The organism is Streptomyces sp. NPDC094147 (assembly GCF_044764265.1).
GTDB lineage: Bacteria > Actinomycetota > Actinomycetes > Streptomycetales > Streptomycetaceae > Streptomyces.
Genome location: NZ_JBIWHT010000042.1, coordinates 23,740 through 36,856, shown reverse-complemented (window position 1 = coordinate 36,856; position 13,117 = coordinate 23,740). Strand labels below are relative to the sequence as shown.

13 protein-coding genes and 4 pseudogenes are annotated in these 13,117 nt (G+C 68.2%); 9 read left to right on the top strand and 8 right to left on the bottom strand.

Annotated features, from left to right (window positions below):
* Window positions 1-976 precede the first annotated feature (976 nt).
* The 4 genes and pseudogenes from ACIQ8J_RS33155 to ACIQ8J_RS33140 all read right to left on the bottom strand — a co-directional run.
* Entirely contained in the window at window positions 977-1,558 is a 582-nt protein-coding gene (locus ACIQ8J_RS33155; protein ID WP_403276474.1) for a hypothetical protein, read from the bottom strand.
* 9 nt (window positions 1,559-1,567) lie between these two features.
* Complete coding sequence (locus ACIQ8J_RS33150) at window positions 1,568-2,380, bottom strand: papain-like cysteine protease family protein (RefSeq protein ID WP_403276476.1); 813 nt, start codon at window positions 2,378-2,380, stop codon at window positions 1,568-1,570.
* Window positions 2,381-2,389: 9 nt separating this feature from the next.
* Window positions 2,390-2,716 carry a hypothetical protein gene (locus tag ACIQ8J_RS33145; protein ID WP_403276479.1) on the bottom strand — a complete coding sequence of 109 codons (327 nt, stop codon included), beginning with the start codon at window positions 2,714-2,716 and terminating at the stop codon, window positions 2,390-2,392.
* Window positions 2,717-2,800: 84 nt separating this feature from the next.
* A pseudogene (locus tag ACIQ8J_RS33140) lies at window positions 2,801-3,166 on the bottom strand (response regulator transcription factor); the annotation flags it as partial.
* A 179-nt stretch (window positions 3,167-3,345) separates the two neighbouring features.
* On the opposite strand from ACIQ8J_RS33140, the gene ACIQ8J_RS33135 reads away from it, so the two are divergent.
* The 4 genes and pseudogenes from ACIQ8J_RS33135 to ACIQ8J_RS33120 all read left to right on the top strand — a co-directional run.
* Window positions 3,346-3,804, top strand: a complete 459-nt coding sequence (locus ACIQ8J_RS33135) for a hypothetical protein (RefSeq protein WP_403276480.1) — start codon at window positions 3,346-3,348, stop codon at window positions 3,802-3,804.
* A 58-nt stretch (window positions 3,805-3,862) separates the two neighbouring features.
* Window positions 3,863-4,369, top strand: coding sequence for a hypothetical protein (locus ACIQ8J_RS33130; protein WP_403276482.1), 507 nt, complete (start codon window positions 3,863-3,865; stop codon window positions 4,367-4,369).
* Window positions 4,293-4,595 carry a transposase family protein gene (locus ACIQ8J_RS33125; protein ID WP_403608061.1) on the top strand — a complete coding sequence of 101 codons (303 nt, stop codon included), beginning with the start codon at window positions 4,293-4,295 and terminating at the stop codon, window positions 4,593-4,595. Before ACIQ8J_RS33130 ends, ACIQ8J_RS33125 begins: the two co-directional genes overlap by 77 nt.
* A pseudogene (locus ACIQ8J_RS33120) lies at window positions 4,562-4,696 on the top strand (IS5/IS1182 family transposase); the annotation flags it as partial. The gene ACIQ8J_RS33125 and the pseudogene ACIQ8J_RS33120, both read left to right, overlap by 34 nt.
* 101 nt (window positions 4,697-4,797) lie before the next feature.
* Here ACIQ8J_RS33120 and ACIQ8J_RS33115 read toward each other — a convergent pair.
* Window positions 4,798-5,337 (bottom strand): annotated as a pseudogene (locus ACIQ8J_RS33115) (helicase); the annotation flags it as partial.
* A gap of 348 nt (window positions 5,338-5,685) precedes the next feature.
* The gene (locus ACIQ8J_RS33110) at window positions 5,686-6,744 is read right to left on the bottom strand and encodes a sphingomyelin phosphodiesterase (protein WP_403276484.1); all 1,059 of its coding nucleotides are present in this window, start codon (window positions 6,742-6,744) and stop codon (window positions 5,686-5,688) included.
* A gap of 318 nt (window positions 6,745-7,062) precedes the next feature.
* Between ACIQ8J_RS33110 and ACIQ8J_RS33105 the strand changes: the two genes are divergently transcribed.
* The 5 genes and pseudogenes from ACIQ8J_RS33105 to ACIQ8J_RS33085 all read left to right on the top strand — a co-directional run bounded on the left by ACIQ8J_RS33105 (window position 7,063) and on the right by ACIQ8J_RS33085 (window position 11,183).
* Entirely contained in the window at window positions 7,063-7,692 is a 630-nt protein-coding gene (locus ACIQ8J_RS33105) for a response regulator (RefSeq protein WP_403608055.1), read from the top strand.
* Window positions 7,685-8,716: a sensor histidine kinase gene (locus tag ACIQ8J_RS33100; protein WP_403276486.1), complete on the top strand. Its 1,032-nt coding sequence runs from the start codon at window positions 7,685-7,687 to the stop codon at window positions 8,714-8,716. Before ACIQ8J_RS33105 ends, ACIQ8J_RS33100 begins: the two co-directional genes overlap by 8 nt.
* A gap of 529 nt (window positions 8,717-9,245) precedes the next feature.
* Complete coding sequence (locus tag ACIQ8J_RS33095; RefSeq protein ID WP_403276487.1) at window positions 9,246-10,472, top strand: lipase family alpha/beta hydrolase; 1,227 nt, start codon at window positions 9,246-9,248, stop codon at window positions 10,470-10,472.
* 23 nt (window positions 10,473-10,495) lie between these two features.
* Window positions 10,496-10,720: pseudogene (locus ACIQ8J_RS33090) on the top strand (hypothetical protein); the annotation flags it as partial.
* A 151-nt stretch (window positions 10,721-10,871) separates the two neighbouring features.
* Window positions 10,872-11,183: a winged helix-turn-helix domain-containing protein gene (locus ACIQ8J_RS33085; RefSeq protein ID WP_403276488.1), complete on the top strand. Its 312-nt coding sequence runs from the start codon at window positions 10,872-10,874 to the stop codon at window positions 11,181-11,183.
* 431 nt (window positions 11,184-11,614) lie between these two features.
* Here ACIQ8J_RS33085 and ACIQ8J_RS33080 read toward each other — a convergent pair whose 3' ends face one another.
* Together ACIQ8J_RS33080 and ACIQ8J_RS33075 are read right to left on the bottom strand one after the other, a co-directional pair.
* On the bottom strand, window positions 11,615-11,821 hold the full coding sequence (locus ACIQ8J_RS33080; protein WP_403276489.1) for a hypothetical protein: 207 nt from the start codon (window positions 11,819-11,821) through the stop codon (window positions 11,615-11,617).
* 242 nt (window positions 11,822-12,063) lie between these two features.
* Entirely contained in the window at window positions 12,064-12,960 is an 897-nt protein-coding gene (locus ACIQ8J_RS33075; protein ID WP_403276490.1) for an IS110 family transposase, read from the bottom strand.
* Between the last annotated feature and the right edge of the window lie 157 nt (window positions 12,961-13,117).

Here is a 13,117-nt window from a genome sequence, read left to right as displayed (position 1 = left end):
CAGGCACGAGATCAGCAGGCACACAGCAGATCCTGCCGACACATCACCCAACACACAACCCACCAGGCGAGGTTCATTCTGAAACGATCAGTAAGGCATCCACCGGGGCTACGGCTCCGGCGACCAGAACCTGTGGTGGACCAAATACCGCACCGGCAGCACCTGGACGCCTGACCGAAAGTTCCCCGACCACCTCAGCGGAGCAGGACCGGCCGCCATCGTCTACCGGGACAAGAACGGCACCGAGGACCAGCTGCTCGTCGTCCACCGCGGCTGGGGCAAGAACCGGGCAGCCGGCGCCGACACCGCCGAAGACGAAGCACGGATCGCCTCCGAACAGCCAGCCGCCACCACGCCCGACACGCCGTAGAACCGTATCCCCGCAATGCGGAGCGTGATCCGTGCTGGGGCCTGGGCTTTCCCGAAAGGCTGGCGTGTGCCTGTGCCCGGCGGGTGCGGCCACCGTGAGCGGGGTTCGGTCCGCGACCGTCTCGCCCGGGGCCGCCGGGGGAGCGACTGTGGCGACTGTGGGGTGGGGACCCTGGCCGGGCGGGAGGCCGTTGGGGTCGGGGCCCCCGGTGGCGGGGCAGGGTCTGGGGGTGGGCAGATCCTGCCTGCGCCGTCCGGCTCAACCCGCTGGTCGGACACGGGGACACGGTCCGGCTGCCTGTCCTGCCTGCATGGTGGAACTGCGGCCTGGCCCGGATGTTCGTAGGAGCCTGGCGCGGGGCTGTTGCCCCGGCACTGACGGGCCCGTACGCCCCAGGCGCCCGGCGGGGAGGGTGACGGCCCCGCCGGGCCCGATGACCTGCTGGTCGTTGGCGTCCGCCCGGCGCCTGGTGGGCCCCGGTGCGCCGGCACGCCGAGTGCCCGCTCCTGACCGTACCGGTGCCCCGCCCCTCGAAGGGCGCGGCCCGGGAACTGCGCCATGCGACGGCGGCGGACTTCATCCTCCGGGGGTGAACTCCCGGCTCCGTCAGCCGCCGCCCCGGTCGTCCTCCGCCTGCGGTGGCAGGATGTCCTGCGGAGCGTCGCGGGCGAGGAGGGTGAAGAGCTCCGTCGCCGAATACGCGCGGTCCGCCTCGACGCCGGGCGGGGCCGGGGCCGCCGGGATCAGCGTGTCCGACGCCTCGCCGTGCAGCCAGACCGCGATCAGGTGGACGGCCGGCAGATGCAGCAGACGCACCTCCGCGTCGCCCGGCGCACGCCCCGCCGCGTCGAGCGCGGCCGCCGTTCCGGCCACGAACGGGCCGTAGTTGAGCTGGCTGAAGACATGGCCGCCCGCCTCGTCCCGTACCGTCTCGGCGAGCGCGACCGGGCCCGACGCGTGCTGGACGAGATAGCGCCAGGCCACCGGCCGCGCCCCGGCCAGCCCGTCCGGCAGATCGGCGAGCCCGATCACGTACATCTCCAGCGGATGGGTGAGCCGGAGCTCGTCGGCCCCGGCGGGCACCAGCGTCGCCGTCGGGCGGACCCGGCCGAGGCCCGCGAGGAGCTCGACCCCGGCCTCGGCGGCGGAACGCGACTCCTGGGGTGGCTGCGGTACTTGAAGCGCCATGGTCCGTCCCTATGCCCGGGTGTAGTAGCTGTGGGTCCAGGTTCCACTGCCCTGGTAGTTGGTAGCGAGCGTGTTGTACACCTGGTCGGACCGGCCGTAGATCGGGTCGTCGACGGCCACGATCGCGTCCGAGCTGTTGAACGGCGCGTCCACGCCCATCGCGGTGAGGAAGTGCCCGCCGCCGGTCGACCAGCCGATCCGGATGCAGAGCGGGCGGCCCGCCTTGATCTCGGACTCCACGGTCGCGAAGTCCACCTTGTTGGAGACCATGTGGTCGAGGTGGCCGACGATGCTCAGCGGGTTGTCCAGCGGCTGCTGGGAGTTGCAGTTCGCGCCGCCCGCCCCGGCGCCGCAGCAGTCGGTCTGCCCGGTCTGCTGGTTGGCCACCGCGCACTGGGTCCACGTACTGCCCGCGTTGTAGAAGAGCGAGATGCTGGTGGAGACCGCCGCCCAGCACCAGTTGGTCTGCTGCTGGTGCTGCATGACGAAGGCCAGCCGGCCGCCGTCCCACAGCCGGTAGACCGGCTTGTCGTCCAGGACCGTGATGTCGGTGACGATGTGCAGCGGGGAGCCCCAGTCGACCGTGACCACGAACCCCACCCCGTGGTTGGGATCGTACGGCGGCGAGTGCGGGCTGATGTTGCTCACCCGGACCGGCGCCGCGCCCACGAACCTCGGACTGTGCTTGAGGTCGTTCGGGTCGACGCTGTACTCGGAGACCGTGACGATCACGGTCGAGTCGTGGTCGATGATGCCCCAGTTGAAGTTCAGCGCAGTCCGGCCCTGCAGACCGGCCCAGTACTGACGTGCGGTACGCGGCATCGGCCCCCCTCAGCCGTTCTGGTACTCGATGTCGACGGGTGGCCCGTCGAGCACCGTGATGTCGGTGACGATGTGCAGCGGGGAGCCCCACTCGACGTTGACCGTGAACGTGACGCCGTGGTTGGGGTCGTACGGCGGCGAATGCGGGCTGATGTTCTCCACGGTGATCGTGGCGGCGCCGACGAACCGGGGGCTGTGTCGGGGGTCGTTGTTGTCCACGCTGTACTCGGACGCGGTGACGATCACGGTCGAGTCGTGATTGATGATGCCCCAGTTGAAGTTGAGCCTGGTGCGTCCTTGAAGATTCCACCAGTACTGGCGTGCTGTCTGTGGCATACGGGCCTCCGCGCGGGGTCAGGCCGGGCACATGACGCATCCATGCCCCGCACTGCCGCCCCTGACGCGGGGGCGTAGACGAATTCACCCCGGCTGGCGAATGAGCCGGGGCGCCGAGGCGGCCGCGACCGCCGCCGTGCGCGACTCCACTCCCAACTTGGCGTAGATACGCACCAGATGAGACTTGACCGTCGCCTGGCTCAGGAAGAGCCGCTTGCTGAGCTGCTGGTTGGAGAGCCCGTCGCCGACGAGTTGCAGCACCTCCAGCTCGCGGCGGGTCAGCGCCTCGGTCAGGGTGCGCATCCGGTCCATCAGCCGGTGCGCCACCGCCGGGGCGAGCGCCGACTGACCGGCGGCCGCCGTGCGTACGGCCGCAGCCAGTTCCTCCGGCGGCGTGTCCTTGAGCAGATACCCGGCCGCGCCCGCCTCCGCCGCCGCCAGGATGTCGGCGGTTCAGTGAAGCTCCGCCAACTTGATTTTCGCTGGTCAAGGGAGCTTGTGTGCTGCTGCCGAGGGGACCTCTGGCCAGTGGCGGGCGGTAGCCCGCCGTCTTGATCGTCGGGGAGCGGTCACGGGCGGTCTGTCCGTTTCCAGGTCACGGGGCAGAGCGGGTTTCGTAGGCTCGCGGGATGACGGAGATCAGCGAAGTCGCCGAACGCGTCGCCGCCCGCCGAGCCGAACTCGACGAGGAGGAGAAGCTCCTGGTCGAACAGATCGAGCAGGTCCGCACCGAGCGCGAGGATCTCGCCGCGGCGATGCGCGTGTGGGAGCGCATGCACGCCCAGCTGGAGACGGAGAAGGCGGCCACGCAGGCGGTGCCCGCGCAGGTCGGTGGCCGTGGCGTGCTGCTGGTCCCGCACCGCGGACCGGGCGTCGGCGAGGACGCGCTGCCGCCGGACTACCAGCGGATCATGCAGATCCTGCGGGAGGCGGGCGGCCCGGTACGCGTCAAGGACGTCGGCACCGTGCTGGGTATCGAGGTCGAGGTGCAGGGCCGACTGGAGCCGCTGCGCGGCAAGTTGACCAAACTGTCCGGCCGCGGCTGGCTGCGCAAGCTGCCCGACGGACGCTTCCAGCTCACCTTGTAGAACCAGGGCCGCACCCATAACCAGGGCGCCCCCGGCGGCCGTTGACTTCGACGTGTGCATGAAGAACATCAACGAGACCGTCGGAGACACCGGCTTCCCTGTCTACCAGTGCCGCCTGCCGGTGTCCCGGAAAACCAACGAATACTGCGCCGACCTGCTGCGCCGCCATCTCAAGACGATCGGCTCGCGCTGGCGCCGCTTTCAGCCCGGACAGATCGTCGTCATCGTCCTCGCCGTGCTCCGCCACGACCAGCGCATCGCCGACATGGCCGGCGGCAAGGAGGTCGGCGAAACGACGATACGGCGCTGGCGAGACGAGCTGATATCCCTGCTCGCCGTCCGCGCCCCGCGCCTGGACCGCGCCCTGAAAAGGATCGCCACGCAGGGCGGAGAGGTCGTCCTGATCGACGGCACCCTCATCCCCACCGTTCGCCGCACCGGCAAGGACAACCGGCCCAACTACTCGGGAAAAACACCGACGTCACGGCCTGCACTTCCTCGCCCTGACCGACGAGAAGGGCCGCCTGATCTGGATCTCCGCGGCCCGCCCCGGCCGCACCCATGACATCACCGCCGCCCGCCGCGACCACATCCTCGAACATCTGCGTGCCGCCGGTCTCGGCGCCCTGGCCGACCTCGGCTTCCTCGGCCTGGACGACGACTCCGACGCCCCGGTCGTCGTCACCGGCTACAAGGCCACCCGCGCCCGCAAACTCCCCCAGGCCAGAAGGAGGCCAACCGCGTCCAGGCCGCCGCACGCGCCCCCGTCGAACACGGCTTCGCCCACCTGAAAACCTGGCGCATCCTCACCAAACTCCGCACCGACCCCGCCCGCGCCACCAACCTCCTGCGCACCCTGCTGGTCCTCTCGAACCTCGAACTCTCAAGTTGACGGACGATCAAGAGCGCAGACTGCCGACCACGGCCAGCACGAGCACCCTCGCGGACGATCACGCCACCCCGATGACCTGTGACTTCAAGATGGCGGGGCTTCAGTGATTCCGGCCGGTAGACGCGGGTGCGGAGGAACGCTGCGATGGTGGCGGGGCCGCGGGGGTGGGAGAAGTGGAGCAGCGCCGACTCGACAGCGGCCTGCGTGTCCTCCTGGTCCTCACCGCCGCTGCCCCCATCGGCGTCGCCGTTGCTGTTGGCGGCGCCGATGATGTGGCCGTCCGCGTCGCGCCTGACGTGCACTTGTCGTTGGTGTGCGCTGCGGGTCAGGGTGTGGGAGGCGAGTTGTTCGACGAGGTGTTCGTCGTGGGAGCGCAGGCCTTGGAGGATGGCGACGAGCGGTGCGTAACTGGCCGAGGCGATCATGTCGTGGGGGTCTTCCCCGGGTTCGAGGAAGACCGGCACGACGATGCGGGCGGTCTTCGTCGTTCCGTTGGGGTTGGGGCGCAGGGCGCGGCCGATGTTCTGGACGATTTCGACCTGGGAGCCGCGGGTGTCCGCGAAGCACACGGCCTCGACGCCGCGCTCGCCGACGATGTCGACGCCCTCGCCGAGCACGCGAACGCTCGCGAGGAAGGCGCGGTCTGGAAGTCCCCGTCGTGGTCACCGAAGGGGACAGCACGGCCCCCGGGCCGCCGCTCTCACCAGCGCGATCAGCGGATACCGCAGCCCGCGACGATTGCGCAGATCGACGCTCTCCGCCGCGCCATCACCCGCCGGGGCGACAGAACACGACAGCATGGGCATGGCAAACTCACGCATCACCGAAGCTCCGTTGTTGGCAAGGGGCCTGAGACCTCTCTCACCACAACGGAGCTTCGTTGCATCCAGTCACACCTCCACCACCTGCAACGTCAGAAGATCATCAGACTTTGCAAGAGCCCTGGGGGCCGGTAGGTGGGCGTCGTGGAATCCGGCCCGGCGTGGGGCCTATTGGGCGAGGGTAACGCGGGAGACGAGCGGCTGGTGGTCGGAGGGGATCCGGGACAAGGGGTCGCCGTCCGCGCCCATGGGCAGGTCGTCGTAGCTCACCACGCGTCCTTGTGTGAAGGAGGGAGCGGCGGCCGTTCCGTTGATGTATCCGATGTAGTCGAGGCGGTTGCGGTACTTGGCGTAGCTCTTCTTTTCGTCGTCCCGAAGCTTGGCCCGCGCGTTGTCCACCATGTCGTAGGTGTATGCGGAGATCTGCTGCGGAGCGAGCTTTCCGCCGAGTGCCCTGTCGGCTTTGGACAGTTCGCTGCTGTCGAGATCGATGGGCGCGTGGCCGTTACCCGGGTCCGTCTTGTAGTACTCGACGTTGAAGTCTCCGGCAACGATTACAGGGCGAGCGCCTGCCTTTTCCGAGGCCCAGGACCGAAGTTCCTGGAGCTGCTTGAGACGGACCTGCCGAGTACTTGCGATCGGACTGCTCGACGGCTCGTCTGCCTGGAGGTGTGTGCCCGCGACCCATACAGGCGCCCCGCCCACGTTGAGACGCACGAGCGCGGCGCCCTTGTTGGATTTGTAGTCGCTGGTATTGCTGTCGGAGTTGTTGTACACGAGCTGGTGGGACTCGGCGATCGGGTACTTGCTGAGGATCGTCACGCCGCCGTTGACCACGAACGGGGAGTTGCTGCAATTGCCCGCGTAGCTTGTCCATCGCGTCTGTCCGCTGCAGTACTCGCCGACGAGCGAGCTCTGGTAAGGGTAGCGCTGCCTCAACTCCCTGCGCATGCCTTCGGCGTACACGTTGAACGCCTCATCCAGGACGACGACGTCTGCGTTCTCGCGTTGGATGAGCCCCGAGGCGATCTTGCTCCGTATGGCCTTGCGGTCGCTGCCCGGGGTGCCGGCGATTTCGGTGATGGACGGCAGCTGTTCCACGTTGAACGCCATGACGCTGAGGGACGGAGTACTGGTCGCGGCCGCCGCCGTGCCCGTGGGCAGCTGTGACAACAGCAGTGCCGCCCCGGTGACCGCGAGCGCCGTGCGAGGGAGGTTGAGGGCCACTTGTCTCTCCATTCTTGGTCGGGTTCGGTGAGGCTGGTGGTCTCGCCTGTGACCTTGCGGAGCGAGAACCGAGTGGACCGAGAATCCCAACGCCGTACCCGCGCTCGCATCCGGGGAATGCCGCAAGGTTCTCGCGGATTTCCCGCAAAGTGCTGTCACCGCTCTGCGGGGAATTCGTGGCGCGATGCTTCGGCTACCGCTCGTGCACATGGTTGACAGTGGTGGTCGCGTACCGGAGGGTGGGACGCGTCCCGTTCCCGCATAAGGAGCCGTGGTTTTCATGCGGTGCCCAGGACGCGGTAGTTGATGGCCGCTCCCGTGACCGTTGTTCTGGTCGATGATCACCTGACGGTGAGAGCCGGTACCCGGGCGCTTCTGGAGCCGGAGGGCTTCGTGGTGGTGGGGGAGGCCGCGGCCGAACACGAGGCGGTCGACGTCGTGAGAACGAGTCGCCCCGATCTCCTCGTGCTGGACATGGTGCTGGAGTCCGGACCGGTGCTGTCGGTCATTCCCGCACTGCTGGCGGTAGCCCCGAAGATGGGAATTCTCGTGCACAGCATGTACGAGGACGCAGCGCTCGTGCGCGGGGCCCTGACCGCGGGAGCGTCTGGCTACCTGTCGAAGAACACGTCCGTTCCCGAACTGGTCCTGGCGGCGCGCACGGTGGCCACCGGCGGGAGCTACGTACAACCCCCGCTCGGTGTGGACGTGGCGCATGTCCCGGTGTCCCAGCAGGCATTGAGCCTGCGGGAGGGGCAGGTGCTGGCGCTGCTGGCCGACGGGCACACCAACCGCGAGGTCGCCGCACGCCTCACGCTGAGCGTACGCACTGTGGAGAGTCTCAGGGCCGCCCTGCGCAACCGGCTCGGACTGGTCTCCCGGGCCGACCTCGTCGCCTACGCCCGGCGCACCGGCCCGCCCCCCGGGGCCCAGGGGCCCCATGGGTAGCGGCCGCCGCGAGCGCTCCGCGATCCACCGGCCGCACGTCCTCGGCCTCGTACGCGATCTGTGCCTGGCGCTGGCCCTCCTCGGGACGGTCGCCTACGCGGTGGACGCCGTCGCCGAGGAGCCGCTGCCCGTCCGGCCCGTCGCGGCCCTCGCCGTCGCCTCGGCCACCGGCGTCCTGGCGGTCATGGCCCGCGCGATGCCGAAAGTCCGTGTGCTGCTGGCCATGGTGGCCTGCGGATTCGCGGCCCTGACCGGCAGTTGGCTGTTCCGCGCGGAGGCGGGATACGTGGCGCTGGCCTTCCTCCTGGCGGCGGTGGTGTACTCGGTGCTGGCCTGGCCCGAGGCCAGGGTGCTGCTCGGGCAGGGCAGGGCCCGCGCCCTGCTCGGCAGGCAGGAGCACTACGCGGGGTTGATCGCCGGAGAACTCCACGACGAGGTACTTCAGCTCCTGGCCCTCACCAGGCGGCAACTCGACGCGGCGCTCACCGAAGAAGACCCGGATGTGCTGCGGGCATCGGTGCGAAAAGCCATGGGCCGCCTCGACGAACTGGCCTCTGTACTCCGCAGTATCGTCGCTACCCTCCACCCGGTCGCCCTGCGCGGGCTGGGCCTGGCCGAGACGGTCCGCTCGCTCGCCGCGCGGGTGGCGGCCGAGAACGGGCTGATCGTGGACGTCAACGTTCAGGGCGACCGGCTCGGAGCCCCCATGGCGAACGACGAGGCGTGCCTCGCCGCCTACCGCGTGGTCCAGGAAGCCCTCAGCAACGTGGTCAAACACGCAGACGCGGAGAAGGTGCGCGTGTCCCTGGAATACCGCCACCACCACGTCGTGCTGTCCGTCACCGACGACGGATGCGGACTTTCACACACTTCCCCGGCGACCGTACCCGGGTACGGGGTGGAGGGCATGCGCTGGCGGTGCGAGGCGTACGGCGGGACGTTCTCCCTCACCTCCGGCGGCACCGGATGTGGCACCACCGTGCGGGCCGCAATTCCGGTCCCTTGTGACCGCCGCAGCGTATGACGGCCCCCTGTCCTCTCCGAGGCTCCGGTCAGGCCGTGATGAGGGCGGCGGCCTGATCGCGGGATCCGGCCAAGGCAAATCGCAGTAGGGAGTGTTCCCCGCTGCCGCGGCGAACCGCGGTGAAGACGCGGCGGTGGAGCCCGGCCTGCGCAGGGGGCGGACGGCGGAGGGCCGGGGAGAACGGCCTCGCCGCCGAGGTCGGCTACGGGGCTGCCGGCCGCGAACGCGCTGGCTGGCCGCTCGATGTCTGACGCGTCCAGGGCGCGGATACTGTCGGCACAGCGACAGGGGCTCGCCGCTGCCATGCGTGAACTCTCCGCCCGGTTGCGGGAAATCCGCCGAAACCTTGCGGGTTTACACCGATGTCCCGCGCTGACCGACCGGAGACGATCACTTCGATGGTTCTCGCGATGAGTGAGGAACGGGGCGGGGTGGCCATGCTGAAGCTCCCCGTCTTCTGGCTTCGACGCCCATTTGGCGCAGTGTCCCTGTTTCAACCACGTGCTCAGGCCATGGGGAAGGAAATTCGATGTCATCGACTCGTTCCGGCAAGTTCCAACCGGTTGGTCGCTATGCGCGACACCGCCTCACGGCGTTTGTCGCCGCAGGTGCGATCACGGCGATCCTGTCCCAGACCCAACCCCTGTCGGCGCATGCTGCCGTTCGCCAGGAAGGGGGGAACAGGCCTGTCATATTCGTCCACGGATGGAGCGGAAAACCCGCAACGTTTGACGACATGAAGAAGAATTTCCGGAGCGCCGGATATGCCGACGGTGAACTCTTCGCCTGGGGATACGACTCGACAAGAAAGGGGAACGAGGAGATCGCGGCCGAACTCAGGAAAGTCGTCGAAGAAAAAGCGAAGAACTCGCCTGACGGAAAGGTCGATCTCGTTTCCCATTCCATGGGCGGCTTGTCCACCCTCTGGTACCTGAGGAAAATGGGAGGAAGCTCTCTGGTCGCCCATTGGGCGGGAATCGCCTCTCCGATCCATGGAACCGCCCTGGCTGTCCAAGGTGCCGAGATGGCCGAGGGGTCTTCTTTCGTCAAGAGGCTGAACGAGGGTGAAGAGGATCCCGCTAAATCCACACCGGGCCCGACGCGGTATGCTACATTCCGCTCAAATGTAGGAGAGGGAAGAACCAACGAACTGCCGGGGTATTACTGCGATGGAATCGTCGGTGGAGTACCAAGCAATTTCCCTGTGAGGGCAGGCAAGACCTCGGCCGTCAACGGCGCAACCAATGTTGTCACTCCCTGCCTGGGGCATAACGAAATCCACAGGGATCCATGGGTGGTCAACAAAGTCATAGACTTCCTTGGCTCCCCCAACAGGGGCATGACTCCGAGGAGAGGGAACACGTATTGCAGCGACGGATACGACTACGAAGGCCGGGATGGCCTGGTGGAATCGCGCGTACAGCACTGTCTGGAAACAGACGGCAACGGAAAGATTCGCGCGGTTACCCGCGTCCGGAACTGCGCCTACAAATGGGGAGGGGTGTGGTATGTATCGAAGAGCAACTACAAATGCCTTCCGGAGCAGTCTCATGCCATCAAATACCAGGGTGTGGTGTTGTCGACGGGGAATGCTGCCGGCGGCACCGTTGAACGTGCCGGTGAATTCCATGGCGAATGGGTGAGGCTTCCGGGGAGCGGAAATTATTCCGTGTCCGTGAAATATTCACAGAAGGGCCCGTACTGGGGTGTCGGTCCGGTGTGGAGTAGTGAATTCTCGCTGAACATCCCGGAGTAAGAACTGTCCGTCTCTCGCACCCCATGGCCGACGTTATTGTGCCGAAACTGATGGGGTTTCCGGCTCAGTGGTCGGGTGCGATCGAGGGTGACATGCGGCGGCTGGCGCCCGCTGCGCGGGAAACCCTGGGGCTGCGGGTGGTCGCGGCGTTGGAGTCGGGTCGGGTGCGCACGTACGGTCAGGCTGCGGAGGTGTTCGGGGTCTCCGAGAGGTCGGTGGGCACCTGGTGGCGGTCCTTCCTGGCTGGGGGTGGTCAGGCTTTGCCGCGGCGGTGCGGCAACCGCGGTCCGGAATGGGCCAGTTGCTCGACGGCTGCGCGCGCGGGCCGTGCTGCAGGCGATGCGGGACTACACCCCGGCGGACGTCGGGCACAGCGGGGTGCTGTAGACCCGTGCCTCAGTGAAAGCCCTGATCAAGCTGGTGTGCGGGGTGTCGATGACCGAGCAGAGAGTCGGCAAGTGGCTGCGGCGGTACGGTTTCGCCCCCGCAGCGCCCGGCTCGGCGTTCCTACGCCAGCAGCCGGAGAGGGCGCGGGCTTGGCTGGAGGAGGAGTACTCGGCGATCGCCAGCTCTAACACGGCACCTGGCGCTGCGCACCGGGGCACTCCACCGACCCGCCGCCTACGAGGCACCGGCGCACTGGCTGCGACGACAACAGCGGCACCGCCTCCAGGTCCCCGAACCGACCCCCTCTGTGACACCGTGACGTGAAACGCCCCATTATATCTTGTTAGCCTGAGAGGGCACGACCGTCAGATGAAGGGCGGGGTGCACGGGCCATCCCGCCGGTTGGGGCCGGGAGGTACGGCAGACTGGGCCGATGACCACAGACCTACGCACTCCCCTGGACAGCGACGCCCCTTCCTTCAGTTCTCCCGAGTCGGCACATCCGCGTCAGGCCGAGCCCCGCTCCGCGGCCGGTGCTCCGCCCGCCACCTTCCTCGAGCCCCGGCTTCGGCCTGACCCGTCGGCCGACGCATCCATATCCTGATCACGCGTCAGGGTCTCCCAGCCCAACTTCCGCATGCAGTACCGCAGTCATCCTGACGTGACTGACGTGACGATAATGTCCTGAGCCTGAACTCTTCCGCCAGGATGGCGCCCAGCCGACTCTGGTGCATTCTCTATGACGGTCCGTCACCTCAGTGTGCGGGTGCTCCCTGCCATGTGATCTCGGGGGAGTCGCCGTTGACCATGGCTTCGGCATCCGTCTCATCGGTGCCGGCCTGCCGCAGGAACTTCACGAGATCGCGGTCGGAGTGCGCAAGGCCGATGTCGTGGCCGTGGACGGTGCCGTGCCGGCCGCCGGTTTTACGGGGCCGGTGCACGGTGATCGTCGCGCCGGTCATGCTCCCAGCGTGATCCGGGCGCCGACCGTCCGCATGCCGAGCCGGTACCTCGGCCGGGGGTGAGCAGAGGTTGCGCGGTCACGCGGGCGCCCGCACGCCCGGCGGGCCGTGGATCGCACATCGGGTCGTACCTCTTGGTGTCCGGGACGCGCGTTCCGTCACTGGCCTGATGGCCAGCCACCCGCCCCGGACCCGGCATCCCTGATACGAAAATTCGTTGGTGGCAAATACCGCCGGGCCGTTCAGGCGGCTTCGACGGGCTGGAGGCGGACCTGGTAGCCGAGTTGGTTGAGCTGGCTGACGAGCCGGCGGGTGGCTCGGCTCTTGCCGGTGCGTTGGAGGAAGTAGTCGCCGCCGAGGTCGGCGTATTCGATGTCGTGGGTGAGCATGTGCCAGACGGCGATCAGGACGCAGTGTTCCAGCGCGACCAGGGCCCGGCGTTTGCCACGACGGGCAACCAGGCGTCGGTAGCGGGCGGCGAAGTAGGTGTTCTTGGTGCGGCTGGCGGCCATCGCGGCCTGGCCGAGGGCGGCCTTGAGCCAGGGGTCGCCGTGGCGGGTCCTGCCGGTGGGCTGCTTGCCGGCGGACTCGTGGTTGCCGGGGCAGACCCCGGCCCAGGAGGCCAGGTGTCCGGCATCGGCGAAGCGGTTCATGTCGGGGCCGATCTCGGCGAGGATGACCTGGGCGGCCCGGGTGCTGACGCCGGGGATGGTGGCCAGCAGCTCCAACGCGCGGCGGTGCGGGACGAGAACGGCGTCGATGTGCTGGCTGAGACGGTCGACCATGGCGGTGGCGGCGTCGATGCGGTCGAGCATCGCGCGGGCCAGAAAGGCGTGGTGGTCGGTGAAGTTGCCGGTCATGGCCTCGACCAGGATGGGGATCTTGCCGCGTATGCGCCGGTGGGCCAGCTCGGCCAGCTCCCGCGGGTCACGTTCACCGGCGATCAGGGCCTCCAGCATGGCCCGGCCGGACACGCCGAGCATGTCAGAGAACACGCTGGAGAGCTTGATCCCGGCGTCTTCGAGGAGCTTCTCCAGGCGCTGGGCGTCCCGGGTACGGTCGCGGGCGATCTCGGTCCGGTAGCGGGTCAGGTCCCGTAGCCGGCGGATCGGCTCCGACGGCACGAACGAGGGTCGCACCAGGCCGTGTTCGACGAGCCGGGTGATCCACTGGGCGTCCCTTGACGTCGGTCTTGCGACCGGGGACGGCCTCCATGTGACGGGCGTTGAGCAGCCAGCACTCCATCTCGTGCTCGAGCACGTAGAAGACCGGTTTCCAGTCGGGTAGCGGCGGCGC